Annotated in this window: 25 protein-coding genes, 1 tRNA gene, 1 pseudogene and 1 riboswitch; of the genes and pseudogenes, 14 read left to right on the top strand and 13 right to left on the bottom strand. The window is 71.3% G+C overall.

Going from position 1 to position 24,973, the window contains the following annotated elements:
• Nucleotides 1-82: 82 nt before the first annotated feature.
• Both ACFY04_RS10865 and ACFY04_RS10860 read left to right on the top strand, forming a co-directional pair.
• Nucleotides 83-679: a TetR/AcrR family transcriptional regulator gene (locus ACFY04_RS10865; RefSeq protein WP_389115667.1), complete on the top strand. Its 597-nt coding sequence runs from the start codon at nt 83-85 to the stop codon at nt 677-679.
• 47 nt (nt 680-726) lie between these two features.
• Nucleotides 727-800, top strand: a tRNA-Met gene (locus ACFY04_RS10860).
• Nucleotides 801-930: 130 nt separating this feature from the next.
• Here ACFY04_RS10860 and ACFY04_RS10855 read toward each other — a convergent pair.
• The gene (locus tag ACFY04_RS10855) at nt 931-1,347 is read right to left on the bottom strand and encodes a Fur family transcriptional regulator (RefSeq protein WP_266380203.1); all 417 of its coding nucleotides are present in this window, start codon (nt 1,345-1,347) and stop codon (nt 931-933) included.
• A 130-nt stretch (nt 1,348-1,477) separates the two neighbouring features.
• On the opposite strand from ACFY04_RS10855, the gene ACFY04_RS10850 reads away from it, so the two are divergent.
• Entirely contained in the window at nt 1,478-2,947 is a 1,470-nt protein-coding gene (locus ACFY04_RS10850; protein WP_389115665.1) for a catalase, read from the top strand.
• Nucleotides 2,948-3,016: 69 nt separating this feature from the next.
• Here ACFY04_RS10850 and ACFY04_RS10845 read toward each other — a convergent pair whose 3' ends face one another.
• Together ACFY04_RS10845 and hisN are read right to left on the bottom strand one after the other, a co-directional pair.
• The gene (locus ACFY04_RS10845; protein WP_030385946.1) at nt 3,017-3,409 is read right to left on the bottom strand and encodes a cyclic nucleotide-binding/CBS domain-containing protein; all 393 of its coding nucleotides are present in this window, start codon (nt 3,407-3,409) and stop codon (nt 3,017-3,019) included.
• Nucleotides 3,410-3,579: 170 nt separating this feature from the next.
• Nucleotides 3,580-4,392 carry a histidinol-phosphatase gene (gene hisN, locus ACFY04_RS10840; protein WP_389115663.1) on the bottom strand — a complete coding sequence of 271 codons (813 nt, stop codon included), beginning with the start codon at nt 4,390-4,392 and terminating at the stop codon, nt 3,580-3,582.
• 125 nt (nt 4,393-4,517) lie between these two features.
• Here hisN and ACFY04_RS10835 point away from each other — a divergent pair.
• A pseudogene (locus ACFY04_RS10835) lies at nt 4,518-5,055 on the top strand (TetR/AcrR family transcriptional regulator).
• Here ACFY04_RS10835 and ACFY04_RS10830 read toward each other — a convergent pair.
• The 4 genes from ACFY04_RS10830 to ACFY04_RS10815 form a co-directional block, all read right to left on the bottom strand.
• Nucleotides 5,021-5,344, bottom strand: a complete 324-nt coding sequence (locus ACFY04_RS10830; protein WP_030011402.1) for a multidrug efflux SMR transporter — start codon at nt 5,342-5,344, stop codon at nt 5,021-5,023. The pseudogene ACFY04_RS10835 and the gene ACFY04_RS10830 overlap by 35 nt on opposite strands.
• Nucleotides 5,345-5,447: 103 nt before the next feature.
• On the bottom strand, nt 5,448-6,458 hold the full coding sequence (rsgA, locus tag ACFY04_RS10825; RefSeq protein ID WP_389115661.1) for a ribosome small subunit-dependent GTPase A: 1,011 nt from the start codon (nt 6,456-6,458) through the stop codon (nt 5,448-5,450).
• 8 nt (nt 6,459-6,466) lie between these two features.
• Nucleotides 6,467-7,840: a 3-phosphoshikimate 1-carboxyvinyltransferase gene (aroA, locus tag ACFY04_RS10820; RefSeq protein WP_389115659.1), complete on the bottom strand. Its 1,374-nt coding sequence runs from the start codon at nt 7,838-7,840 to the stop codon at nt 6,467-6,469.
• 64 nt (nt 7,841-7,904) lie between these two features.
• A complete protein-coding gene (locus tag ACFY04_RS10815) occupies nt 7,905-8,618 on the bottom strand; it encodes a M50 family metallopeptidase (RefSeq protein WP_389115658.1) in 714 nt (237 codons plus the stop codon).
• Between the two features lie 53 nt (nt 8,619-8,671).
• Here ACFY04_RS10815 and ACFY04_RS10810 point away from each other — a divergent pair, with 53 nt between their 5' ends.
• From ACFY04_RS10810 to def, 8 genes are all read left to right on the top strand, one after another.
• Nucleotides 8,672-9,490, top strand: a complete 819-nt coding sequence (locus ACFY04_RS10810; protein WP_389115656.1) for an SOS response-associated peptidase — start codon at nt 8,672-8,674, stop codon at nt 9,488-9,490.
• Nucleotides 9,491-9,509: 19 nt separating this feature from the next.
• Nucleotides 9,510-10,160 (top strand): alpha/beta family hydrolase, encoded by a 651-nt coding sequence (locus ACFY04_RS10805; protein ID WP_389115654.1) that lies wholly within the window; start codon nt 9,510-9,512, stop codon nt 10,158-10,160.
• Nucleotides 10,161-10,447: 287 nt separating this feature from the next.
• Nucleotides 10,448-11,092, top strand: a complete 645-nt coding sequence (locus ACFY04_RS10800) for a sigma-70 family RNA polymerase sigma factor (protein WP_030012983.1) — start codon at nt 10,448-10,450, stop codon at nt 11,090-11,092.
• A complete protein-coding gene (rsrA, locus tag ACFY04_RS10795; RefSeq protein ID WP_030012982.1) occupies nt 11,089-11,394 on the top strand; it encodes a mycothiol system anti-sigma-R factor in 306 nt (101 codons plus the stop codon). The genes ACFY04_RS10800 and rsrA overlap by 4 nt, the downstream gene beginning before the upstream one ends.
• Before the next feature lie 200 nt (nt 11,395-11,594).
• Nucleotides 11,595-13,124 carry an HD-GYP domain-containing protein gene (locus tag ACFY04_RS10790; RefSeq protein WP_389115652.1) on the top strand — a complete coding sequence of 510 codons (1,530 nt, stop codon included), beginning with the start codon at nt 11,595-11,597 and terminating at the stop codon, nt 13,122-13,124.
• Nucleotides 13,121-14,380 (top strand): HD-GYP domain-containing protein, encoded by a 1,260-nt coding sequence (locus ACFY04_RS10785; RefSeq protein ID WP_389115650.1) that lies wholly within the window; start codon nt 13,121-13,123, stop codon nt 14,378-14,380. Before ACFY04_RS10790 ends, ACFY04_RS10785 begins: the two co-directional genes overlap by 4 nt.
• Before the next feature lie 131 nt (nt 14,381-14,511).
• Nucleotides 14,512-15,501 (top strand): hypothetical protein, encoded by a 990-nt coding sequence (locus tag ACFY04_RS10780; protein ID WP_030011692.1) that lies wholly within the window; start codon nt 14,512-14,514, stop codon nt 15,499-15,501.
• Nucleotides 15,502-15,582: 81 nt separating this feature from the next.
• Nucleotides 15,583-16,218, top strand: coding sequence for a peptide deformylase (gene def, locus ACFY04_RS10775; protein ID WP_314243825.1), 636 nt, complete (start codon nt 15,583-15,585; stop codon nt 16,216-16,218).
• 54 nt (nt 16,219-16,272) lie between these two features.
• On the opposite strand, the gene ACFY04_RS10770 is transcribed toward def, so the two are convergent.
• On the bottom strand, nt 16,273-17,238 hold the full coding sequence (locus ACFY04_RS10770; RefSeq protein ID WP_373040985.1) for a helix-turn-helix domain-containing protein: 966 nt from the start codon (nt 17,236-17,238) through the stop codon (nt 16,273-16,275).
• Between the two features lie 81 nt (nt 17,239-17,319).
• On the opposite strand from ACFY04_RS10770, the gene ACFY04_RS10765 reads away from it, so the two are divergent.
• Entirely contained in the window at nt 17,320-17,547 is a 228-nt protein-coding gene (locus ACFY04_RS10765) for a hypothetical protein (RefSeq protein WP_389115648.1), read from the top strand.
• Between the two features lie 73 nt (nt 17,548-17,620).
• Here the strand turns inward: ACFY04_RS10765 and ACFY04_RS10760 are convergent, their stop codons facing one another.
• The 3 genes from ACFY04_RS10760 to ACFY04_RS10750 all read right to left on the bottom strand — a co-directional run bounded on the left by ACFY04_RS10760 (nt 17,621) and on the right by ACFY04_RS10750 (nt 21,841).
• Nucleotides 17,621-18,637 (bottom strand): ribonucleotide-diphosphate reductase subunit beta, encoded by a 1,017-nt coding sequence (locus ACFY04_RS10760; protein WP_389115646.1) that lies wholly within the window; start codon nt 18,635-18,637, stop codon nt 17,621-17,623.
• Entirely contained in the window at nt 18,637-21,027 is a 2,391-nt protein-coding gene (locus ACFY04_RS10755) for a ribonucleoside-diphosphate reductase subunit alpha (RefSeq protein WP_389115644.1), read from the bottom strand. The genes ACFY04_RS10760 and ACFY04_RS10755 overlap by 1 nt, the downstream gene beginning before the upstream one ends.
• Nucleotides 21,028-21,169: 142 nt before the next feature.
• Nucleotides 21,170-21,299, bottom strand: a riboswitch (cobalamin riboswitch).
• Between the two features lie 44 nt (nt 21,300-21,343).
• On the bottom strand, nt 21,344-21,841 hold the full coding sequence (locus ACFY04_RS10750; RefSeq protein ID WP_389115641.1) for a GNAT family N-acetyltransferase: 498 nt from the start codon (nt 21,839-21,841) through the stop codon (nt 21,344-21,346).
• A gap of 78 nt (nt 21,842-21,919) precedes the next feature.
• Between ACFY04_RS10750 and ACFY04_RS10745 the strand changes: the two genes are divergently transcribed.
• The gene (locus ACFY04_RS10745; protein WP_389115639.1) at nt 21,920-22,504 is read left to right on the top strand and encodes a Uma2 family endonuclease; all 585 of its coding nucleotides are present in this window, start codon (nt 21,920-21,922) and stop codon (nt 22,502-22,504) included.
• Nucleotides 22,505-22,555: 51 nt separating this feature from the next.
• On the opposite strand, the gene ACFY04_RS10740 is transcribed toward ACFY04_RS10745, so the two are convergent.
• Nucleotides 22,556-22,753 carry a YbdD/YjiX family protein gene (locus tag ACFY04_RS10740; RefSeq protein ID WP_314243836.1) on the bottom strand — a complete coding sequence of 66 codons (198 nt, stop codon included), beginning with the start codon at nt 22,751-22,753 and terminating at the stop codon, nt 22,556-22,558.
• Nucleotides 22,750-24,969 (bottom strand): carbon starvation CstA family protein, encoded by a 2,220-nt coding sequence (locus tag ACFY04_RS10735; RefSeq protein ID WP_389115637.1) that lies wholly within the window; start codon nt 24,967-24,969, stop codon nt 22,750-22,752. The genes ACFY04_RS10740 and ACFY04_RS10735 overlap by 4 nt, the downstream gene beginning before the upstream one ends.
• Nucleotides 24,970-24,973 lie beyond the last annotated feature (4 nt).

Below are 24,973 nucleotides of genomic sequence, written 5' to 3'. Positions count from 1 at the left end.
ATTCACTGAACTTTGATTCGGTGAAACTTGGTTCAGTATGATGAGACCGCGAAGACGGCGTCAAGTGGGAACGGGGATCGCGGTGGGAGTGCGCAAGGAGCGGGCGGCCGGCACGGAGGCGGCGCTCAAGGGGGCGGCGCGGGCGCTCTTCCTGGAGCGCGGCTACGCGCAGACGAAGATCACCGACATCACCAAGGCCGCCGGCCGGTCCACCGGGTCCTTCTACGAGCACTTCGCGGGCAAGGACGAACTGCTGGACGCGCTGCTCGCGGACATGGGGGCCCAGGTGGACGTGGAGGTCGGCGCCCACGATCACCCCCGCGACCACGACCTCGCCGACCGGGCGCAGCTGCGGACGCATGTGGCGGTCACCTGGCGCGTCTTCCGGGATCATCTGCCCGTCGTGGTCGCCCTCTTCCAGAAGTCCATGGCCGAGCCGCCCGGCTCGGGTCAGGTCTGGGAGCGTCTCCTCGGGGACACCGCGCCGCTGCGCGAGCACCTCGCGTACATGCGCGAACGGGGCCGTGAGCTGCCCGGGGACCCCGAACTGGTCGCCGCGGCGATGGGGGCGATGATCTCGATGCTGGGGTACGCCGCCATGACCGGCGGGGCCGGACTCGACGACGACGAGGTGGTGGAGACGCTGACCTCGCTCCTGCACCGGGGGCTGGCCGGTTAACCGATTTGCATCTGCCGTGGGCCTTCACGTAACGTTGGGTTTACCGACGCGGGGTGGAGCAGCTCGGTAGCTCGCTGGGCTCATAACCCAGAGGTCGCAGGTTCAAATCCTGTCCCCGCTACTGAAGGCTCAGGGCCCGGATCCAATGGATCCGGGCCCTGAGTCGTTCCTGATCCGTTTCCGCCTGCAAGAAGGTGAACGCGAAGGGCCCGGACCCCTCGGGGGGTCCGGGCCCTTTCGTGTGCGTGTGCTCAGGCGGCCGCGCAGTTCGGGCAGACGCCGCGGTACGTCACCTCGACCGCCGACACGACGAAGCCGAAGCGTTCCGTGTCCGGCAGGTCGGCCAGCGGGTTGCCCGCCGGGTGCACGTCGCGGATCGCGCCGCACTGGGCGCAGACCAGGTGCTGGTGGGGCCGGTGGGCGTTCGGGTCGTACCGCTTGGCGCGGCGGTCCGTGGAGACCTCCAGGACCTCGCCGAGGGTGACGAGTTCGCCCAGGGTGTTGTAGACGGTTGCACGGGAGATCTCGGGCAGCTTGGCCACCGCGAGCGCGTGCACCTCGTCGGCCGTCAGGTGCACGTGGTCACCGTCGAGCACCTCGGCCACGACACGCCGCTGCGCCGTCATGCGCCAGCCGCGTCCGCGAAGTCGATCCAGCAGGTCACTCATAGACATCAGCCTAACAGTGAGGGGACTCGGTGTAACTCCCGAACCAGTGTGGACTTGGATGCTTACTTGACTTAGACAAAGTCCATCGTAGGATCGGTTACGGCAAACGCCAAGGACAGGACATGCAGGGATGACGCAGGAGGCGCACGTGACGCAGGGACCGCTCACCACGGAGGCCGGAGCGCCGGTCGCCGACAACCAGAACAGCGAGACCGCCGGCGTCGGCGGCCCCGTTCTGGTCCAGGACCAGCTGCTGCTCGAGAAGCTCGCGCACTTCAACCGCGAGCGGATCCCGGAGCGCGTGGTGCACGCCCGCGGCGCCGGTGCGTACGGCACCTTCACGCTGACCCGCGACGTCTCGCAGTGGACCCGGGCCAAGTTCCTGTCCGAGGTCGGCAAGGAGACCGAGACCTTCCTGCGCTTCTCGACCGTCGCCGGCAACCTCGGCAGCGCCGACGCGGTCCGCGACCCCCGCGGCTGGGCGCTGAAGTTCTACACCGAAGAGGGCAACTACGACCTCGTCGGCAACAACACCCCGGTGTTCTTCATCAAGGACGCCATCAAGTTCCCCGACTTCATCCACACCCAGAAGCGCGACCCGTACACGGGCTCGCAGGAGGCGGACAACGTCTGGGACTTCTGGGGTCTGTCGCCCGAGTCGACCCACCAGGTGACCTGGCTGTTCGGTGACCGCGGCATCCCGGCGTCCTACCGCCACATGAACGGCTACGGCTCGCACACGTTCCAGTGGAACAACGAGGCCGGCGAGGTCTTCTGGGTCAAGTACCACTTCAAGACCGACCAGGGCATCAAGAACCTCACCCAGGCCGAGGCCAACCGGCTCGCCGGTGAGGACCCCGACTCGCACCAGCGCGACCTGCGCGAGTCGATCGAGCGCGGCGACTTCCCGACCTGGACCGTGCAGGTCCAGATCATGCCCGCGGCCGAGGCCGCCCAGTACCGCTTCAACCCGTTCGACCTCACCAAGGTGTGGCCGCACGAGGACTACCCGCCGATCGAGATCGGCAAGCTGGAGCTCAACCGCAACCCGGAGAACGTCTTCGCCGAGGTCGAGCAGAGCATCTTCAGCCCGGCGCACTTCGTCCCCGGCATCGGTCCGTCCCCGGACAAGATGCTCCAGGGCCGCCTCTTCGGCTACGGCGACGCCCACCGCTACCGCGTCGGCATCAACGCCGACCACCTGCCGGTGAACCGCCCGCACGCCACCGAGGCGCGCACCAACTCCCGCGACGGCTACCTGTACGACGGCCGCCACAAGGGCGCGAAGAACTACGAGCCGAACAGCTTCGGCGGCCCGCACCAGACGGACCGCCCGCTGTGGCAGCCCATCGACGTGACCGGTGGCACAGGCAACCACGCCGCCGCCGTCCACAGCGAGGACAGCGACTTCGTCCAGGCGGGCAACCTCTACCGCCTGTACTCGGAGGACGAGAAGTCCCGTCTGATCGAGAACCTGTCCGGCTTCATCGCCAAGGTCTCCCGCGACGACATCGTCGAGCGCGCGATCAACAACTTCCGCCAGGCGGACGGTGACTTCGGCAAGCGGCTCGAAGCCGCGGTCCAGGCCCTCCGCGGCTGACCCGGAGCGCTTGCCGTAGCAGGACGCCGGGCCGCAGCCCTCCTCGGAGAACTGCGGCCCGGCGTCGTTTCACGCGGGGACCGTGCGCCGCGCCGGGACCCAGCAGCGGATGACGTCGCGCACGGACACGATGCCGACGGGTCCGCCGTGCTCCAGCACGATCAGGTGCCGGAAGCCGCCGTGGGCCATCGCCTCGGCGGCTTCCTGCACGGTGGCTTCCGGGGTGCAGAACACGACGTTGTTGGTGGTGTGCGCGCCCACGGACTCCCGGTCCGGGTCGTGGCCCGCGCCGATCGAGTTGAGGATGTCGCGCTCGGTCAGGATGCCGATTCCGCTGTGGTCGGGGTCGAGGACGACGGCCGCGCCGACGCGCCGGCCGGACATCAGGCAGGCCGCCTGCCGGAGGGTGTGCGCGGGTCCGAGGGTGAGGATCACGGTGCTCATGGCGTCACGGACGAGCATGAAGAGAGCCACCTCCTGGGGTGAGTCCCCCCGCCTGGGTGGGTGCGCCTGAGGAGCCGTCTCAAGAGAAACGGTTCACAAGCGCACAAGCGTGGGGAGTATCAGATTCCCATGGACCCGCAGGGCCGACAAGAAGGCGTGCAACGGAGCGCGGACAGCGCGCGGCGGGCTCAGGCGCGCGGGCGCAGCAGGTCGAGCATCTCCTCGTGGAGCAGTCCGTTCGAGGCCGCGGCGTTCCCGCCGTGCACCCCGTCCACGCCGTCCAGGCTGGTGAAGCGGCCGCCCGCCTCCTGGACCACGACCGCGATCGCCGCCATGTCCCAGAGGTTGAGTTCGGGCTCGGCGCACAGGTCCAGCGAGCCCTCCGCGACCATCATGTACGGCCAGAAGTCCCCGTAGCCGCGGGTCCGCCAGCACGCCCGGGTCAGGTCCAGGAACCCTGCCAGCCGGCCCTGCTCCTCCCAGCCGCTCAGCGAGGAGTACGCGAACGAGGCGTCGCCCAGCCCGCCCACCTTGGACACGCCGATCGCGCCGGTCTCGCCGGTCTCGCCGAGCGTGCCGCCCGCGTACGCGCCCCCGCCCCGGGTCGCCCACCAGCGGCGGCCCAGCGCCGGCGCGGACACCACGCCGACCACCGGGCGGAACTCGCCGTCGGCGTCCTGGGCCATCAGGGAGATCAGGGTCGCCCAGACGGGGACCCCGCGCACGTAGTTCTTCGTGCCGTCGATCGGGTCCACCACCCAGCGGCGCGGACCGCTGCCCTTGAGCCCGTACTCCTCGCCCAGGATGGCGTCGTCCGGCCGCGCGGCCGCGATACCGGCCCGGATGATCTCCTCGGCCGCCTTGTCCGCCTCGCTCACCGGGGTCATGTCCGGCTTCGTCTCGACCTGCAGGTCGAGGGCGCGGAAGCGCTCCATCGTGGCGGCGTCCGCCGCGTCGGCGAGTTCGAGGGCAAGGCGCAGGTCATCGTCATACTCGGGCATGCCCGAACAGTATCGAGACTCCCGGAGCCCGACCAACGCTGTCCACAGTGCGGCCCCGATGCGCCCTTGACAGGATCTGGCGGCCCGTCAACTCTGACCGGAGAGAGCCGAACGGGGAGGCGCGGATGCCGGCAGCCCGGGAGTCCTTGCTGGAGGCGGCGGGAGCGGCGCTCTCGGCGCGCCCCTGGCCGGACGTGCGGATGGTCGACGTGGCCGCTGCCGCCGGAGTGTCCCGGCAGACCCTCTACAACGAGTTCGGCGGCGGGCCTGGGCCGCGCCCTGGTCCGCCGCGAGGCCGACCGCTACCTCGACGGGGTGGACCGGGCCCTGTCCGCCCCGGCCCAGGCCGCCGAGCGGCTCGCCGCCGTCGCGGAGTGGATCGTACGGGCGGCCCGCGCCCAGCCCCTCGTACGGGCCCTGCTCACCGGCGCCTGGGACACGGGCCTGCCCGCGGCGGGCGGCCGGGCGCCCGGGCCCGGCGAGCTGGCCCGGGCCGTCCGGGACCGGGCGGCCGCCGCGCTGACGCCGGGGGAGGGCCCGCAGCGCTGCGAACTCGCCGTACGCCTCGCCCTCTCCTACGTGATCGCCCCGGGGGAGGAGCCGGGGCCGGGCGAGCTGCGCAGGCTGCTCAGTGCGCCGACCCGGACAGCTGGAGCCCGATGACGCCGAGGATGACCAGCGAGATCGAGACGAGTTTGAGGGTGGAGACCAGGTCGCCGAGGAAGACCATGCCGTAGATCGCCGTCCCGGCCGCGCCGATGCCCGTCCACACCGCGTACGCCGGGCCCACGTCCAGCTTCTTGAGCGCCAGGGTCAGCAGACCGAAGCTGCCGAGCGCGAAGCAGGCGAAGGCGACGGTCGGCCACAGCCGGGTGAATCCGTGGGAGAGCTTGAGGCAGACCGCGAAACCGGTCTCCAGGAGTCCCGCGACCACGACCAGCAGCCACGCCATGTCGAATGCCTCCCCGCGTCACGTGACATCACGTCACTTGGTGCGATTATGCATTTATCCAGACAGGGCCCTCGACAAACGCGGCCGAGCCACCGCCGGACGGTCAGTCGCCCTCGCGCCGCTCGCGCGTCTCCAGCAGCCGGCGCAGCGAATACAGCCGCGCCGGGTCCGCGTGGCCGTCCTCCACCCACGTGTCGAGCGCGCAGTCCGGCTCGTCGTGGCTGCACGCGCGCGGACACCCCTCCGTCCCCGGCACCAGCTCGGGGAAGGCCAGGATCACCCGGGACGGGTCCACGTGGTGCAGCCCGAAGGAGCGCACGCCCGGGGTGTCGATGACCCAGCCGTCGCCGCCCGGCAGCGGCAGCGCGAGTGCAGAGGTGGTGGTGTGCCGGCCGCGGCCGGTCACCGCGTTGACCACTCCGGTGGCGCGCTGGCGGCCCTCGGCGACCAGCGAGTTCACCAGCGTGGTCTTCCCGACGCCCGAGTGGCCGACGAAGGCGGTGATCCGGCCGTTGAGGTGCTCGCGCACCCGGTCGGCCGCGTCGCCCGCCGCGAGCTCCTCGCGGTTGGTCACCACGTACTTCAGGCCGAAGGTCGAGTAGATCTCCAGGATCTTGTCCGCGGAGGTCAGGTCGGACTTGGTGAGCACCAGCAGCGGCTCCAGCCCGGCGTCGTACGCCGCCACCAGACAGCGGTCGATCATCCGGGGCCGCGGCTCCGGGTCGGCCAGGGCCGTGACGATGGCCAGCTGGTCGGCGTTGGCGACGACCACCCGCTCGTACGGGTCGTCGTCGTCGGCGGTGCGCCGCAGGACGGACTTGCGCGCCTCGATCCGCACGATGCGGGCCAGGGTGTCCTTCTTGCCGGACAGGTCACCGACGATCCAGACCCGGTCGCCGACCACCGCCGCCTTCCGGCCCAGTTCGCGGGCCTTCATCGCGTGCACGGAACGGCCCTCGACCAGGCAGGTCAGCCGGCCGCGGTCCACGGTGAGGACGAAGCCCTCGGCCGCGTCCTCGTGCTTGGGCCGGATGCTGGTCCGCGGCCGGTTGCCCTTGGGGTTCGGGCGCTGGCGGATGTCGTCCTCGTCGGTGTGCTTGCCGTATCTGCGCATGACGGGCCCTACGCTCCCGCACCCGTTCCGGGTGCCCCGGAGCCACCGGCGTCCCCGGCGAGCATGTCCGTCCACATCTTCGGGAAGTCCGGCAGGGTCTTCGCGGTCGTCGCCACGTTCTCGATCTGTACGCCCTCCACCGCCAGGCCGATCACCGCACCCGCGGTGGCCATCCGGTGGTCGTCGTACGTGTGGAACACGCCGCCGTGCATCCGGCGCGGCCGGATGCGCAGGCCGTCGGCGGTCTCGGTGACATCGCCGCCGAGCGCGTTGATCTCCTTGGTCAGCGCGGCCAGCCGGTCCGTCTCGTGCAGCCGCAGGTGCGCGACACCGCGCAGCACCGACTCGGAGTCGGCCAGGGCGGCCACGGCCGCGATGCCCGGGGTGAGCTCACCGACCTCGCTCAGGTCCACGTCGATGCCGTGGATCTTGCCGGTGCCGGTGAAGACCAGGCCCGCGTCGGTCAGCTCGCAGGAGCCGCCCATCTCGGTGAAGATCCGGCGCAGCGCGTCGCCCGGCTGCGTGGTGCGGCGCGGCCAGTCGGGGACGGTGACCGTGCCGCCGGTGATCAGGGCCGCGGCCAGGAAGGGCTGTGCGTTGGAGAGGTCCGGTTCCACGACCATGTCGCGGCCCAGCAGCGCGCCGGGCGCGACCCGCCAGACGTCCTTCTCGCCGCCGGCCTCGGGGGTGTCGACCTGGGCGCCCGCCGCGCGCAGCATCTCCACGGTCATCCGGATGTGCGGCATCGACGGCAGGTTCCCGCCCACGTGCCGGACCTCGACGCCCTGGTTGAAGCGCGGGGCGGAGAGCAGCAGCGCGGAGACGAACTGCGAGGAGTTGCTGGCGTCGATCTCGACCGCGCCGCCCTCCAGGGCACCGCCGCCCAGGACCGTCATCGGCAGCGCGCCCCGGCCGTCGTCGTCGATGCGGGCGCCGAGGGTGCGCAGGGCGCTGATGACCTGGCCCAGCGGGCGCTCGTAGGAGCGCGGGTCGCCGTCGAAGCGGATGTCGCCGTCGGCGAGGGTGGCGACGGGCGGCAGGAAGCGCATGACCGTGCCCGCGTTGCCGACGTCCACGGTCGTCGGGCCGTGCAGGGCCGCCGGGATGATCCGCCAGGCCTCGCCGCTCTCGCCGTCACCGGCGGAGCTGGACGAGACGGTCTCCTCGATGCCGACGCCCAGCGCACGCAGCGCGTCGGACATCAGCTGGGAGTCGCGCGAGCGCAGCGGGCGGCGCACCCAGCCGGGCTCGGCGGCGAGCGCGGCGAGCACGAGGGCCCGGTTGGTGACCGATTTGGACCCCGGCACCGTGACGGTGGCGTGGACGGTCCCATCGGCGAGCGGAGCGGGCCAGAGGGCAGGGAGCGCGGGGGTCTCGGTCATGGCCCCCACTTTAGTGGCTTCCCCCGATGCCAGATCTTGATCCCGGCCCCGTCTCAGGGAGCGGTCACAGGGCGAGCAGCCAGCGGGCGCCGCCGATCAGCGAACACAGGGCGACGACGTGGAAGAAGAGCAGCCACACCACCGGGTGCAGGTGCGTGAGCCGGCCGAGCTGGTCGGCGTCGGAATCGGGTGCCCCGCCGCCCCGGCGCTTGGCCCCCAGCTCGAAGACCGGCCGGACCCCGCCGAGCAGCAGGAACCACACCACCAGGTACGCGAAACCGGCCTGCACCCCGGCCGGGGCCAGCCAGGACACCAGCAGGAAGGTTCCGCCGGTCAGGATCACCGTCAGTGCCCCGTACGCGTTGCGGATCATCACCAGCATCGCCAGCAGCAGGGCGGTGGCCACCCACATCAGCAGCGTGATCCGGTGCGCGGACAGCAGCGCCGCCCCGCCCAGCCCGAGCAGAGAGGGCGCCGTGTACCCGCCCGCGGCGGTAAGGATCATCCCCAGCCCGGTCGGCCGGCCCCGGCTGACGGTGACCCCGCTGGTGTCCGAGTGCAGCCGTATGCCGCTCAGGCGCCGCCCGGTCAGCAGCGCCAGCAGCCCGTGCCCGCCCTCGTGCGCGATGGTGACGGCGTTGCGCGAGAGCCGCCACAGCGGGCCGGGCCCCACCGCGGCCAGCGCGACGAGCCCCGTCACGATCACCAGCCACAGGTCGGGCGCGGTCTGTATGCCCGTGAGCCGGTCCCAGAGACCGGCCGTCGTGCTGCTGTCCATAAGGTGGCGGACTCCTTGCGGTGGTGTACGGGTCGCATGGCAGTGTGACAGCCATGTGCGGACGGTATGCGGCGAGTCGTAGGCCCGAGGACCTGGTGGAGGCCTTCGGCATCGAGAGGTGGGACCCGGAGGAGGCCCTGGCCCCCGATTTCAACGTGGCGCCGACGAAAGAGGTCCACGTGGTTCTCGACCGTCCCCTCAAAGACGCCTCGCACCCGCGTCCGGTTCGCCAGCTGCGCGTTCTGAAATGGGGGCTGGTCCCCTCCTGGGCCCAGAACCCCGACGGCGCCGCCCGGATGATCAACGCCCGGTCCGAGACCCTCCACGAGAAGCCCTCCTTCCGCCGGCCCTTCGCGCAGCGCCGCTGCATCGTCCCCGCCGACGGCTACTACGAGTGGGTCACCGCCCACGACGAGCGGCAGCTGGAGGTGGAGGGCACGAAGAAGCGGGCCCGCAAGCAGCCCTACTTCGTACTCCCTTCCGACGGCTCCGTCTTCGCCATGGCCGGGATATACGAGTTCTGGCGCGACCGGACCCTGCCCGACGAGCACCCGCTCTCCTGGTGGGTCACCTGCTCGGTGATCACCACGGAGGCCGAGACCGGCCCCCTGGGCGTGGCCCCCGGCGAGGGACCGCGCTCGCTCGCCGACATCCACCCGCGGATGCCGCTGATGCTGACCCCGGACCGCTGGGACGCCTGGCTGGACCCGGCGAACACCGACACGGAGGGTTCGCTGCGGGAGCTGCTGGCCCCGCCGCCCGGCGGGCTGATGCGGGCCTACCCCGTGTCGACGGCGGTGAGCAGCGTGCGCAACAACGGCCCGGAGCTGCTGACGGAGCTGGCCGCGCCGGAGGAGGGCACCCTCTTCTGACCCGGGCAGGATGGGACGCATGACCACGCGTACCGAGAGTGTCGACACCCCGGCGGGCGAGGCCCGCATCACCTGGCACCGGGCGCCGCAGCCCCGGCTCGTGCTCGCCGTGAGCCACGGCGCCGGCGGCGGCATCGAGGCCCGGGACCTCCAGGCGCTGGCCGCCGCCCTGCCCGCCCGCGGGATCACGGTGGCCCTGGTCGAACAGCCCTGGCGGGTCGCCGGGAAGAAGGTCGCCGCCGCGCCCAGGGTGCTGGACGAGGGCTGGCGCGGGCTGTGGCCGGCGCTCGTGGAGCCCGGACTGCCGGTGGTCGCGGGCGGGCGCAGCGCCGGGGCCCGGGTGGCCTGCCGGACCGCCGCCGAACTGGGGGCCGCCGGGGTGCTGGCGCTGGCCTTCCCGCTGCACCCGCCGGGCCGGCCGGAGAAGTCCCGCGCCGGGGAGCTCACCGGGGCCGGCCGGCCCGCCCTCGTGGTCCAGGGCGGCCGGGACCCCTTCGGGCGGCCCGAGGAGTTCCCGCCGCCGGGCGCGCAGGACCCGTACGAGCTCGTGGAGGTGGCGTACGCCGATCACGGCTTCGCGGTGCCGAAGAAGGCGGACACCACCCAGGAGGAGGCGCTCTCGGCGATCACCGAAGCGGTGGGGGAGTGGCTCGTGCGGCTCCCCGTGTGAGGCCCGCCGGCCGCGTCCCGGCGAAAGCCGGAAACCCGCCGGGAGCCCGGGAATGCGCCGCCCGCCCCTTCTGTTGTCTCGGATGTCGGAACGTAGGGAACTCGTCGGAGGAGAGGGAGCGCATGACCCAGGTCATCAGCCAGAACCGTCGGCAGGCCGCTGACCTGGACTGGACCGTGCTGCCGGCGCCCAAGCGCAGCTCGCTTCGGGCGGCGGAGGGCCGGGAAGGTCGACTATTCTCCGATTCGAGCGGATCCGCTTTCGGAGCCGCCACGCTGTCGGAGGAGGTGGGTCCTGTCGCTGGGACCGACGAAGGCCACGCGGAGGAGACGACCCTGGAGCGCAATGCGCGCTTCGAACGGGACGCCCTCGGCTACCTCGACCAGATGTACTCGGCCGCGCTGCGCATGACGCGCAATCCGGCCGACGCCGAGGACCTGGTCCAGGAGACGTACGCGAAGGCGTACGCGTCCTTCCACCAGTTCCGCGAGGGCACCAACCTGAAGGCGTGGCTCTACCGCATTCTGACGAACACCTTCATCAACTCCTACCGCAAGAAGCAGCGTGAGCCGCAGCGCAGCGCCGCGGAGGAGATCGAGGACTGGCAGCTGGCGCGCGCCGAGTCGCACATGTCGACCGGGCTGCGTTCGGCCGAGTCGCAGGCGCTCGACCACCTGCCGGATTCGGACGTGAAGGAAGCCCTGCAGGCCATTCCGGAGGAGTTCCGCATCGCGGTCTACCTTGCCGACGTAGAGGGCTTTGCGTACAAGGAGATCGCGGACATCATGGGTACACCCATCGGTACGGTCATGTCGCGACTGCACCGTGGCCGCCGTCAACTCCGCGGAATGCTGGAGGACTATGCCCGTGAGCGCGGGCTGGTTCCCGCGGGCGCGGGAGAGTCGAACGACCGGAAAGGCTCGGACTCATGAGTTGCGGAGAGCCGCACGAGACAGAGTGCTCTGAGGTCCTGGACCACCTGTACGAGTTCCTTGACCAGGAGATGCCGGACAGTGACTGCACAAAGTTCGAGACGCATTTCGGCGAGTGTAATCCCTGCCTGGAGAAGTACGGCCTGGAACAGGCCGTGAAGAAGCTGGTGAAGCGCTGCTGCGGATCGGACGACGTGCCGACCGACCTGCGGTCGAAGGTGATGGGCCGGATCGAACTGATCAGGTCCGGTCAGGCGGTGCCCGACCACGATGTCACCGCCGACAATCCCGCGCCCGGCTGACCCGCGCCGGTGACCGGCTAGACGATTGAACAGCCGCCCCCGGAAGAGCACTTCCGTCACCCGAATGTGCTAATCCGGGGGCGTCCGCATGGCCCAATGCGGAAATGTGGCCCACCTCGCTCCGGGCCCCACCTATTCTCCCCATTCGGTGCTGGTTCGATTCGGCACCCGGTGTGCACGGCACAGGGGAGGAGAACGCCATGCGGGCACTTCCGCCGGGGGCGCGCGGATACATCCTGTGCGCCGTTCTCGCGGCCTTCGCGTGCGTCACCCCCGCCCTCACGGATTCCGGTACGCCCTGGACGGCCGTGTCCCTGCTCGCCGCGCTCTACCTCGGCTGCGAACTCGTCAAGGTCTGCCCGCCGCCGGGCTGCCGGGTGCCCGAGGGCATCGGCTCCTTCTTCCCCGTGGTGCTCGCCGCCGTCTTCCTGCTGCCGCCCGCCGCCGCCGCGCTCGTGGCGCTGCCCGGGGGACTCGCGGGCACCGTCGTCCAGCGGCCCGCCCGGGTGCGCCGCGTGTGGCACGGCGCGCAGCAGGCGGTGGCGGCCTGGGTCGCGGGGCAGGCCTACGGGCTGCTGCGCGGCCCCGCCACCCTCGGCGGCGGCCCCTCCGCCGGCTCCGGGCCCCCCGGGGGGCCGGCCGACTTCCCCTGCGTCCTGCTTCCCGCGACGGCCGCGGCCGTCGCCTTCTGCCTGGTGCTCACCGCCCTCGACGGCGGCATCCTGGCCACCGCCGAACGCCGCCCGGCCGCCACCGCCTGGCGCGGGCTCGCGGCCTCCGCCCTCGCCCCGCACTGCGTCCACGGCCTCGCCGGCCTGATGACGGCCGTCATGTGGCGCAGCCCCTACGGGCCCCCGGCCGCGCTGCTCGTGCTGCTGCCGATGTACATCTCCTGCTGGGTCTTCGCCCAGTACCACCGCGAGCGCACCGCCCACCAGGCGACCATCCGCGCCCTCGTCCAGGCCGTCGACATCAAGGACCGCTACACGCGCGGCCACAGCGAACGGGTCGGCCAGGCCTCCGCGATGATCGCCCGGGAGCTGGGCATGACGGAGGACCGGCTGGAGACGGTGCGCATCGCCGGGATCCTGCACGACGTGGGCAAACTCGGCGTCCCCACCCGGCTGCTGCGCAAGGACGGGCCGCTCACCCCGCAGGAGCGCCGGATCATCGAGCTGCACCCCGAGTACGGGCACGAGATGGTGCGCGGCATCGGCTTCCTCGGCGAGGCCCGGTCCGCGATCCTGCACCACCACGAGCGGGTCGACGGCTCCGGCTATCCGTACGGGCTGACCGGCGAGCAGATCCCGGTACTGGCCCGGGTGGTGGCGGTGGCCGACGCGTTCGACGCGATGACCTCGACCCGCTCGTACAGCCGGGCCCGGCCGGTGCCCGTCGCCCTGGCGGAGCTGGAACGGTGTGCGGGGGCGCAGTTCGACCCGTCGATGGTGCGGGCGCTGGTCGACGCGATCGGCCGGACCGGCTGGCACCCGGTGGTGACCTCCGACGAGGACCTCCAGGTGATCCCGGCGCGTGCCGCCGCGCCGGGGCAGGGGCAGGGGCCGGGGCATGGGCAGGGGCAGGGCCCCGCGGCCCTGGCCGGGCTGCCGGACCAGGGCTCCCGTCCCCTCGCACCGGCCCCGCCACCGCCACCGGGCAAGGTCCCCGCGGTTCCCGGCCCGGCCGGCGGGTCCGGCCCGGACGCGGACGGCGCCGGGGCGGGCGGATGAGGGCCCCGGCCGCGTGGACCGTACGGGGGGCCGCCGGACTGCTCACCGGCGCCGCGCTCGGCCACACCCTGTGGAACGGCGTCACCGAGCCCGGCGCCGCCCTGGCCTTCGCCACCCTGATCACCGTCGGGGAGCTCGCCCGCCGGGACCGCCGGGACCCCCGCGGCCGCCGCCCCGCACCGCTCGGCTCCGCCGGAGCCCTCGCCTACGCCCTGCTCGGCCAGAACGCCGGGCAGCCCACCCACCACGGGGTGCTCCAGACCGTCGCGGTCGTCGTCGCGGCCGTCCTCGCCGGGATCGTCCCGCACATCGCCCGCGGAAGCGGCCCCGCCCTCGACCACCTGTCCCGCCGGGTGCTCACGGTCGCCTTCGCCGCCGCCTGTTTCCAGCCGCTCCACAACTCGGGCCGGCTGGAGCAGTGGGTGGGCCAGGGCCCGTCCCTCGTCGGCTACCTGCTCTTCCTCCTCGGCCTCACCGCCCTGTGCGACACCGTGCTCGCCGCCGCGCTCGCCGGGGCCCGGACCGGCCGGCCGTACGGTCCGCTGCTGCACGACGAACTGCGTGCCCAGCTCGGCATCGGCTCGGCGATCTGCGCCACCGGGGTCGTGATGGCGCTCGGCGCGGCCGTCGCGGGCCTGTGGGCCCTGCCCGTCTTCAGCGTGCCCCTGCTGCTGACCCAGCTGTCCTTCCACCGGATCACCGCGATCCGCACCACCTACCGCCAGACCATCACCTCCCTGGCCCGCGCCACCGAGATCGCCGGCTGCACGCGGCCGGGCCACTCCCGCCGGGTGGCCGCCCTGAGCTGCGCCGTCGGCCGGGAGCTGGGCCTGTCGGAGCGGGAGCTCACGGTGCTGGAGTACGCCGCCCTGATGCACGACATCGGCCAGCTCTCCCTCGTCGACCCGGTCCCGGACGGGGCCACGGCCGGGCTGCCCGACGGCGAGGCCCGCAGGATCGCCGAGCTGGGCGGGGAGGTGGCCCGGCAGACCGGGGTGCCCGCCGAGGTCGCCGTGGTGGTGGAGCGGCAGGCGGATCCGTACCGGGAGCAGCCCACGGCGGCCCGGATCGTGCGTACGGTGAATGCGTACGACGATCTGGTCGGCGGAAGCCGTCACCCGGGTGGCTCACTGGCAGCCCTGGAGCGGCTCCGCCTGGGCACCGGGCATGATTACCAGCCGGAGGTCGTGGAGTGCCTGGCAAGGGTTCTGGCCAGGGGCGGACGTGACAGAGTGGTGCCCGTCCCACCTGGGTAACCCATGGGTAATGAGCGGCCGTCCGAGTGGGCATGGTTGGATGCCAGTAAGAGGGACCGTAGGAGTGTCCGCAAGGCTGCACCGTTGTCCCCCAGCGACCGCTGGGAGGTGCCCCCAGGCAGGCGGGAATCGTGAGGATCTTCGGGAAGGTACGGCATCGGCCCTCCGCCTCGTGGCGGCAGGCCACCGACCGCGCGTTCACGCTGATCGGCGACGGGCGGTACGAGGACGCGGGCGCGCTCCTGACCAGAGCGGCGGATCTGGAGCCCTGGCTGTCCGAGTCCTGGTTCAATCTGGCCCTGCTGCACAAGTTCCGGCACGACTGGGAGCAGGCGCGGGCCGCCGGGCTGCGCGCCGTGGCCCTGCTGGACCGTGAGACGGGCGCCCCGGACTGGTGGAACGTGGGGATCGCCGCCACCGCGCTGCAGGACTGGCCGCTGGCCCGGCGGGCCTGGCAGGCGTACGGGCTGAAGGTGCCCGGGGACGCGGCCGGGGCGGGCGAGCCGGTCGGGATGGAACTCGGCAGCGCCGCCGTGCGGCTCTCGCCCGAGGGCGAGGCCGAGGTGGTCTGGGGACGCCGGCTGGACCCGGCCCGCCTGGAGGTCCTGTCGATCCCGCTGCCGTCCTCGGGGCGGCGCTGGGGCGAGGTCGTGCTCCACGACGGCGTCCCGCACGGCGAGCGGGTGACCGCGGCCGGGCCCTCGTACCCCGTGTTCGACGAGATCGAGCTGTGGGCGCCGTCCCCGGTGCCGACCTGGGTGGTGCTGCTGGAGGCGGCCACCGAGGCGGACCGCGACGCGCTGGAGCAGCTGGCCTCGGACGCCGGATTCGCCGCCGAGGACTGGTCCTCGTCGGTGCGGCTGCTGTGCCGGACCTGCTCGGAGAGCGAGATGCCGAGCGACGAGGGCGACGGCGAGCAGCACCTGGATCCGCACGACCACAGCGAGCCGGGCCACCCCGGACCGCTCGGGCACCGTACGGCCGGCTCGGGCTCCCTGTGGGTCCCCGAGCGCGAATGCGGGATCGCGGCACCGGCCGGTCTGGTGCGCGGACTGCTCGACGGCTGGGTCGCGGACAGCCCGGGTACCAGGGAGTGGCGGGATCTCGAAGAAGTCTGCTGACCGGGGCCGTACGCTGTACGGGCACATCGGTGGCCACCACGGCCATCGGTGACCGGGACTTACGGAAGGCGTACGGCGGACATGGCGCAGCAGGAGAACGAGGTTGTCGAGAGCGTGAACGACGGGTACGTCGTGGACACCGAGGACTGTGAGGCGCGCGAGCTCGCCCACCGTCAGCGCGGCACGGCCCGTCCGATCACCGTGGTCGGCAACCCGGTCCTGCACCGGGAGTGCAAGGACGTCACCGAGTTCGGCGACGAGCTGGCGCAGCTGATCGACGACATGTTCGCCAGCCAGAAGGCCGCCGAGGGCGTGGGCCTGGCCGCGAACCAGATCGGCGTGGACGCCAAGGTCTTCGTCTACGACTGCCCGGACGACGACGGCAAGCGGCACACCGGTGTCGTCGTCAACCCGAAGCTGATCGAACTGCCGGCCGGCGCGCGGGTGCTGGACGACTCGAACGAGGGCTGCCTGTCGGTCCCGACGGCGTACGCCGCGCTGGCCCGCCCGGACTACGCCGAGGTCGAGGGCCAGGACGCGCAGGGCAACCCGATCAAGGTGCGCGGCACCGGCTACTTCGCCCGCTGCCTGCAGCACGAGACCGACCACCTGTACGGCTACCTCTACATCGACCGCCTCTCGAAGCGGGACCGCAAGGACGCCCTGCGGCAGATGGAAGAGGGCACCCCGCGCTACGAGACCGTCCCCAACGCCTGATCCGGAAGAGACGACCTGGTGCTGTGACCCGGTGAACCTTCCCGGTCACAGCCCTTAGGCGGCCTGCGGGCCCCGGAAGGCGCGCCGGAACGAGTTCGGCGTGGTGCCCAGGGTCCGCAGGAAGTGGTGGCGCAGGGCGGCCGCGTTGCCGAAGCCGCAGCGGCCGGCGATCGCGTCCACCGTCTCGCCGGTCGACTCCAGCAGCTCCTGCGCCAGCAGGACCCGCTGGCGCAGCACCCACTTGTACGGGGTGGTGCCGGTCTCCTGGAGGAAGCGGCGGGCGAAGGTCCGCGGGGACATGTGCGCGCGCTCCGCGAGCTGCTCGACGGTGATCTCCTCGCCCAGGTGGCGGGCCATCCACTCGATCACCTCGCCCACCGTGTCACAGGCCGTGCGCGGCAACGGCCGCTGGATGAACTGGGCCTGCCCGCCGTCCCGGTGCGGCGGTACGACCATCCTGCGCGCGATGATGTTGGCCACCTCGGCCCCGTGCTCCTGGCGGACCACGTGCAGGCACGCGTCGATGCCCGACGCCGTGCCGGCGGCGGTGATCACCGAGCCCTCGTCGACGTAGAGCACGTCCGGGTCGACGACGGCCCGCGGGAAACGGCGGGTCAGGGCCGCGGCGTGCATCCAGTGCGTGGTGCACCGGCGACCGTCCAGCAGCCCGGCGGCGCCGAGGACGTAGGCCCCGCTGCACACGCTGAGGACCCGCGCACCGCGGTCCACCGCCCGGCGCAGGGCCGCGAGCAGGGGCTCGGGGAAGATGCGTACCCCGGCGTCACTGGCGGCGGGCAGACAGACGAGGTCGGCCTCCTCCAGCCGCTCCAGCCCGTACGCGGGGGTGATCCCGAAGGCGCCCCCGCCCACGGTCAGCGGCCCGTCCTCCGCCGCGCACACGGCGAAGTCGTACACCGGTAGGCCCATGTCACTGCGATCGATTCCGAACACCTCGCAGAAGATCCCCAGCTCGAAGGGGGCGACTCCGTCGACGAGGGCCACGGCCACGTTGGTCAGCATGACTCCAGTGTGGCAGTAATTCGGTCTTCTGTGACAGTACTGCCACTGTCGATCATGGGCGATCAGGCGGACAGTAGAGCTATGACCACCTTCGTGAACTACCTCACCGTCCTCGCCATCGCCGCCCTCGTACTCGGGCCCACCCTGTACGGGATCCTGCGCGACCGGCGGATCGACCAGCAGCTGCGGGCCGTCGCGACCCGGCTGGTGTGGCTCCCCCGCCAGCGCGCGGGCGGCCTCCCGCCCACCCCGCGGCGGCGCGCCTTCCGGCCCTCCCCCCGGCGGTACTGGGGCCCCATCGCCCACTGAACACCGGGGAACGCGAGAAGCCGGGACACGGAAACCTCCGCATCCCGGCTCCCCGGTCATGTCCTACGAGGCCTTAGAAGTCCTCGTCCAGGTCGACCGTGCCCTCGACCGCGACCTGGTAGGCCGACGGACGGCGCTCGAAGAAGTTCGTCAGCTCCTGCACGCCCTGCAGCTCCATGAAGGAGAACGGGTTCTGCGAGCCGTACACCGGCGGGAAGCCCAGACGGACCAGGCGCTGGTCCGCGACGCACTCCAGGTACTCGCGCATCGACTCGGTGTTCATGCCCGGCAGGCCGTCACCGCACAGGTCGCGGCCGAACTGCAGCTCCGCCTCCACGGCCTCCTTGAGCATGTCGGTGACCTGCTGCTGGAGGGCGTCGTCGAAGAGCTCCGGCTCCTCCTTGCGGACCGTGTCCACGACCTCGAAGGCGAAGTTCATGTGCATGGTCTCGTCACGGAAGACCCAGTTGGTGCCGGTGGCCAGGCCGTGCAGCAGACCGCGCGAGCGGAACCAGTACACGTACGCGAAGGCGCCGTAGAAGAACAGGCCCTCGATGCACGCCGCGAAGCAGATCAGGTTCAGCAGGAAGCGGCGGCGGTCGGCAGCCGTCTCCAGCCGGTCGATCTTCTCGACCGAGTCCATCCACTTGAAGCAGAACTGCGCCTTCTCGCGGATGGAGGGGATCTCCTCGACCGCGTCGAAGGCCGCCGCGCGGTCGTCCGGGTTGGGCAGGTAGGTGTCGAGCAGCGTCAGATAGAACTGGACGTGCACCGCCTCCTCGAACAGCTGGCGCGACAGGTACAGGCGCGCCTCCGGGGAGTTGATGTGCTTGTAGAGCGTCAGCACCAGGTTGTTCGAGACGATCGAGTCGCCCGTCGCGAAGAACGCGACCAGCCGGCCGATCATGTGCTGCTCTGAGGGCGTCAGCTTCGCCAGGTCGGCGACGTCCGAGTGGAGGTCGACCTCCTCGACGGTCCAGGTGTTCTTGATCGCATCCCGGTAGCGCTCGTAGAAGTCCGGGTAGCGCATCGGGCGGAGCGTGAGCTCGAAGCCCGGGTCCAGGAGGTTCTTCTGGTCGTTGGAGCTCATTACTGGCAGGCCTCGCAGGACTCGGGGTTCTCAAGGGAGCAGGCCAGCGCCTCGGCGTCGGCGACCGCCTGCGGCAGCTCGACGGGGGTGGCCGCCTGCGCGGCGCGGGCGATCTTCGTGGCCGGGCGCGAGCGCAGGTAGTAGGTGGTCTTCAGGCCCTGCTTCCAGGCGTACGCGTACATCGAGCTGAGCTTGCCGATGGTGGGCGTCTCCAGGAACAGGTTCAGCGACTGCGACTGGTCCAGGAACGGCGTACGGGCCGCCGCCATGTCGATCAGACCGCGCTGCGGGATCTCCCACGCCGTGCGGTACAGCTCGCGGACCTCGGCCGGGATCCAGCTGAAGCCCTGGACCGAGCCGGAGGCGTCGCGCAGCGCCTCGCGGGTCTGGGCGTCCCACACGCCGAGCTGCTTCAGCTCCTCCACCAGGTAGCCGTTCACCTGGAGGAACTCACCGCTGAGCGTCTCGCGCTTGAAGAGGTTGGAGACCTGCGGCTCGATGCACTCGTACACGCCGGCGATCGAGGCGATCGTGGCCGTCGGGGCGATGGCGAGGAGCAGGGAGTTGCGCATACCGGTCTCGGCGACGCGGGTGCGCAGCGCGTCCCAGCGCTCCGGCCAGTTCAGCTCGACGTCGTAGTGGTCCGGGTGCAGGACACCACGGGCGGTACGGGTCTGCTCCCAGGCCGGCAGCGGGCCGGTGCGCTCGGCGAGGTCGCAGGAGGCCTCGTACGCGGCCAGCATGATGCGCTCGGAGAGCTTGGTGGACAGGGCCTTCGCCTCGGGGGAGTCGAAGGGCAGCTTCAGCTTGAAGAAGACGTCCTGGAGGCCCATCGCGCCCAGGCCCACCGGGCGCCAGCGGGCGTTGGAGCGGCCGGCCTGCTCGGTCGGGTAGAAGTTGATGTCCACCACGCGGTCGAGGAAGGTGACGGCGGTGCGGACGGTCTCGTCGATCCGCTCCCAGTCGATCTCGCGACCGTCCGCCGTGTCGATGACGAACGCGCCCAGGTTGACCGAGCCGAGGTTGCAGACGGCCGTCTCGCCGTCGTTGGTGACCTCGATGATCTCGGTGCACAGGTTCGAGGAGTGCACGACCGTGCCCGGCTCGGCGGTCTGGTTCGCCGTGCGGTTGGAGGCGTCCTTGAAGGTCATCCAGCCCTGGCCGGTCTGCGCGAGGGTGCGCATCATCCGGCCGTACAGGTCGCGGGCGGGCATGGTCTTGCGGGCCAGGCCGTCCGCCTCGGCCTTGCGGTAGGCCGCGTCGAACTCGTCGCCCCACAGGTCGACCAGCTCGGGCACGTCGGCCGGGGAGAACAGCGACCAGTCGGCGTCGGCGTTCACGCGGCGCATGAACTCGTCCGGCACCCAGTGGGCGAGGTTCAGGTTGTGCGTACGGCGCTGGTCCTCACCGGTGTTGTCGCGGAGCTCCAGGAACTCCTCGATGTCCGCGTGCCAGGTCTCCAGGTAGACGGCGGCGGCGCCCTTGCGGCGGCCACCCTGGTTCACGGCGGCGACGGAGGCGTCGAGGGTCTTCAGGAACGGCACGATGCCGTTGGAGTGGCCGTTGGTGCCGCGGATCAGCGAACCGCGGGCGCGGATGCGGGAGTACGAGAGGCCGATGCCGCCAGCGTGCTTGGAGAGGCGGGCGACCTGGTGGTAGCGGTCGTAGATCGAGTCGAGCTCGTCCAGCGGGGAGTCCAGCAGGTAGCAGGAGGACATCTGCGGGTGCCGGGTACCGGAGTTGAAGAGCGTGGGGGAGGACGGCAGGTAGTCCAGGCGGCTCATCAGCCGGTACAGCGAGGCCACTTCCTCCACGGCCTGGACGCTGTCGTCGGCGGCCAGACCGCAGGCCACGCGCAGCATGAAGTACTGCGGGGTCTCGATGACCTGACGGGTGATCGGGTGGCGCAGCAGGTAGCGGCTGTGCAGGGTGCGAAGGCCGAAGAACCCGAAGCGGTCGTCGGCGCCCTCGGCGAGGGTCAGTTCGACGAGCGAGTCGAGCCGGTTCGCGTGGGTGCGGACGAACTCGGCCGTGCGGTCGGCGATGAGGCCCTCGCGGTGGCCGACCTCGACGGAGGCCGAGAAGGAGGTGGAGCCCTGGCTCGCGGCCTCGTCGCGCACGGCCAGCGTCAGCAGGCGGGCGGCGAGCCGGGAGTAGGCCGGGTCCTCGGAGATCAGACCGGCGGCGGCCTCCGTGGCCAGTCCGCGCAGTTCGGCGTCGTCGGCGGCGGAGCTGCGGCCGCGCAGCGCGGAGGCCGCGACCCGGCCGGGGTCGGTGTCGGGGAGGTCCGCCGTAAGTTCGGTGAGGGTACGCAGCAGCGTGGCCCCCGGGCCCTCGGTGTTGTCGCCAGAAGTGGACTCGGCGCGCGGTGCGGAAGGCGCGATGGTCACGGCGGGAGCTCTCCCTCGCTCGGCCCGGTCATCGACGGGGCGGGGCGCGAGCGGGCGCATGCGGGCGCGACGAGAACGCGTACCCCGCATGGCGTCCACCGGCCCAACCGCGAGGCCCGGACGAATCGGCACCCGGTTCGGTCGAGCCGGGCGCGCTGTCGGCAGGTCATCGGACTTGGCGTCCGGTAGCCGGACACTTCATACCGTTGCGGGACAGTTCCGGATTCGCACCGGATTCCCCTGCAGCGACAGCAGGCATGAGCATACATGTGGGGGCGGCCCTCTGCGGTAACCCCCACATGTAGTGTCGGCGTGGCTACAGCTTGAGCCGGTAAGTGAGGAGTGTCAGGCCCTCGATCGGCGCCCAGTCCCGCTCCGGAGTGCGTACGAAGCCCAGTCGCGCGTAGATCCGATGGGCGCCGGCCATGCTGCGCTGGGTGGAGAGAACCAGGCCGGTCACCCCCTCCAGAGCCCGCGCCCGCTCGACGCAGGCCCGCACCAGAGCCTCGCCGGCGCCCTGGCCGCGCGCCTCGTGAGCCACCGCGAGCATCCGGAACTCCGCCTCGTCGGGGGCCGCGATGTCGGCGAGCGGACTGCCCGGAGCGGCGAAGGTCACACCGCCCAGCACCCGTCCGTCCCGCTCGGCGACGAGCACCTCGGCCTGGGCGGCCCGGCCGGCCACGTCACGCAGCACGTTCAGGTAGTGGTCGTCCTCGTTGAAGTCCAGATGCCCGTCGGCGAGGTAGGCCTGCGCCGTGATCTCACCCAGCTCCGCGTACTCGGCGGGCCGCACCGCCCTGATCACCGTGTCCATGCGGTCGAGTGTGCAGGACGGGTGTCGGGGGGCGGCGCTATCGTCGGAGACAGCACCGTCGAGGAAGGTGAGCGAGGCATGACCGTGATGACCGACCGCCCCCACATGCTGACCGAGGAGTTCGAGACCCTCGCGCGTATAGGCGCCAGAGAGGTGGAGGGGCTGCGGTTGGAATTCATCGACGGGAAGCTGGGGGTCAAAGCGGTGCCTGATGGGGACCACGGACTGATCATCGAGTGGCTCTTGCGCATCTGCATCCAGCACCGGCCTGATCTGTTCCTCTATGGCGAGCAGGGATTGAAGGTGCAGCAGTATCGCGACGGGCGTGCCAGGCCTGATGGAGTCCTGGCGCCGAGCGGCTTCATGAAGGCGCAAGGCGAATGGGTCGCCCCGGACCCTGTCCTGATGGTCGTCGAGGTCACTTCGTACGATTCCGATACCGACCGGCGCGACCGTATCGAGAAGCCTCGGGCCTTCGCGGAGACTGGTATTCCGGTCTACCTCTTGATCGACAGAGACAGCTGTGAGGTCTCGGTCCACAGCGAGCCCGACGGGCGGCGGTATGAGACCGTCCGCACCGTCCCCTTCGGCAAGGACATCGAACTCCCCGACCCCGTCGGCATCACTCTCCAGACCGAGGCCCTCAAGGACTGGGTGCGCTGAGGAATGCCGAAGGGCCCCGCTGCCTCAGGCGGCGGGGCCCCTTCATGCGCGTCAGCAGCAGCGGAAGCCCTCGCGGGGGTCCGCCTCGCGGGCGTCCGTACGGGCGCGTTCGAAGGCGCGGCGGGTCAGGACCTCCGCGTCCGGGTCGTGGGAGCGGGCATGGGCCACGTAGCGGTCGTACGCGGCCTCCCCCGAGAACTCCCGTACGTAGAACCGGGCCCTGGCCAGCACGCTCCGTACGCTGCTCACGCCACCGGCTCCTTGACGTGTCCGCCGCCCGCGTCCGGGCCCGCCGCGGCGAGCTCCGCCCGCTCCTCGGCGGTCGCGATCAGTCCGGCCGGGGCGACGATCTTCGACTCGGTCCACGGCGTCTCGGAGAGGGTCGCCGATCCCGGGTCGCGGACGGCCTTGAGGCAGGTCCGGGCCGCGTCCGCGAGGACCACGATGATCAGGGCCGCGAAGAGGGCGCACAGGACGCCGTCGACCGTGGCGTTGGTGACCACGGTGTGCATGTCGTCCATGTTCTTGGCGGGCGGCAGGACCTTGTCGGCGTCGATTCCGGCCTGGTACTTGTCGCGCTGGGCGAAGAAGCCGACCTTCACGTCCTCGGAGAAGATCTTCTGATAGCTCGCGGTGAGGGTCACCGTGGCGTCCCAGACCAGCGGAACGCCCGTCACCCAGGCCCACTTGAGCCGGCCGGACTTGATCAGCAGCGTGGTGCAGACGGCCAGCGCGACCGCGGCGAGCAGCTGGTTGGCGATGCCGAAGAGCGGGAAGAGCTGGTTGATGCCGCCGAGCGGGTCCTTGATGCCGACCCACAGGAAGTAGCCCCAGCCGCCGACGACGATCGCGCTCGCGAACCACACGCCGGGCTTCCAGCTGACGTCCTTGAAGGACTTGTGCACGTTGCCGAGGGTGTCCTGGAGCATGAACCGGCCCACGCGGGTGCCCGCGTCGAGCGTCGTCAGGATGAAGAGCGCCTCGAACATGATGGCGAAGTGGTACCAGAAGGCCTTCATGCCGGCGCCGCCGACCACGGCGGAGAAGATCTCCGACATTCCGAGTGCGAAGGTCGGCGCGCCACCCGTACGCGAGAGCAGACTGGCTTCCTCGACGTCCTTCGCGGCCTGGGCGAGCGCCTCGGGGGAGATGGCGAAGCCGAAGTTGGTCACCGCCTGGGAGGCGGACTCGACCGTGGTGCCGATGACCCCGCCGGGGGAGTTGACCGCGAAGAAGAGACCGGGCTCGATGATGCAGGCCGCGATGATCGCCATGACGGCGACGAAGGACTCGGTCAGCATGGCGCCGTAGCCGATCATGCGGACCTGGGTCTCCTTCTGGATCATCTTCGGGGTGGTTCCCGAGGAGACCAGGGCGTGGAAGCCGGAGAGCGCGCCACAGGCGATGGTGATGAAGACGAAGGGGAACATCGACCCGGCGAAGACCGGCCCGGCGCCGCTCGCCGCGAAGTCGGTGACCGAGGGCATCTTCAGGGTGGGCATCGCGATGACCACGCCGATGGCGAGGAGCGCGATGGTGCCGACCTTCATGAAGGTGGAGAGGTAGTCGCGGGGTGCGAGCAGCATCCACACCGGCAGCACCGATGCCAGGAAGCCGTACACCACCATCCAGATGACCAGCGTCTCCTTCTCCAGGGTGAAGGTGCCCGCGAAGGAGGACTCGGCGACCCAGCCGCCCGCGACGATGGCGAGCAGCAGCAGCGCGACGCCGATGACGGAGACCTCGGTGACCCGGCCCGGCCGCAGGACGCGCAGGTAGAAGCCCATGAAGACGGCGATCGGGATGGTCATGCCGATGGAGAAGACGCCCCAGGGCGAGTGGGCCAGGGCGTTGACGATGACCAGGGCCAGTACCGCCAGCAGGATGATCATGATGGCGAACACGGCGATCAGGGCGGCGGCCCCGCCGACGGGGCCGATCTCGTCCCGGGCCATCTGGCCGAGCGAACGCCCGTCGCGGCGGGTGGAGAAGAACAGCGTGACCATGTCCTGGACGGCCCCGGCGAAGATGACGCCGGCGACGATCCAGATGGTGCCCGGCAGATAGCCCATCTGTGCGGCGAGCACGGGTCCGACGAGCGGGCCGGCGCCGGCCACGGCCGCGAAGTGGTGGCCGAAGAGGACCCGGCGGTCGGTGGGGTGGAAGTCGACACCGTTGTCAAGGCGTTCGGCGGGGGTGGCCCGGGTGGCGTCCACCTTCAGCACGCGGTCCGCGATGAAGCGTGCGTAGAAGCGGTAGGCGATCGCGTACGAGCCCAGCGCGGCGGCGAGCAGCCAGGCCGCGGAGATCTCCTCGCCGCGCGAGAGCGCCAGCACACCCCAGCCGATGGCGCCGACGAGTCCGACGAGCACCCACGCGGCGATGGACCGGGGAGAAGGCGAGCCCGGCGTACTGCCCGGACTCGCCGCGTCCCGTTCTGTCCCTGTTGCTTCCGGTTCAGGCATGACC

The sequence above is a fragment of the Streptomyces sp. NPDC001549 genome, assembly GCF_042894025.1.
Lineage (GTDB): Bacteria > Actinomycetota > Actinomycetes > Streptomycetales > Streptomycetaceae > Streptomyces > Streptomyces kutzneri.
This window is presented reverse-complemented; position numbering and strand designations above follow the sequence as displayed.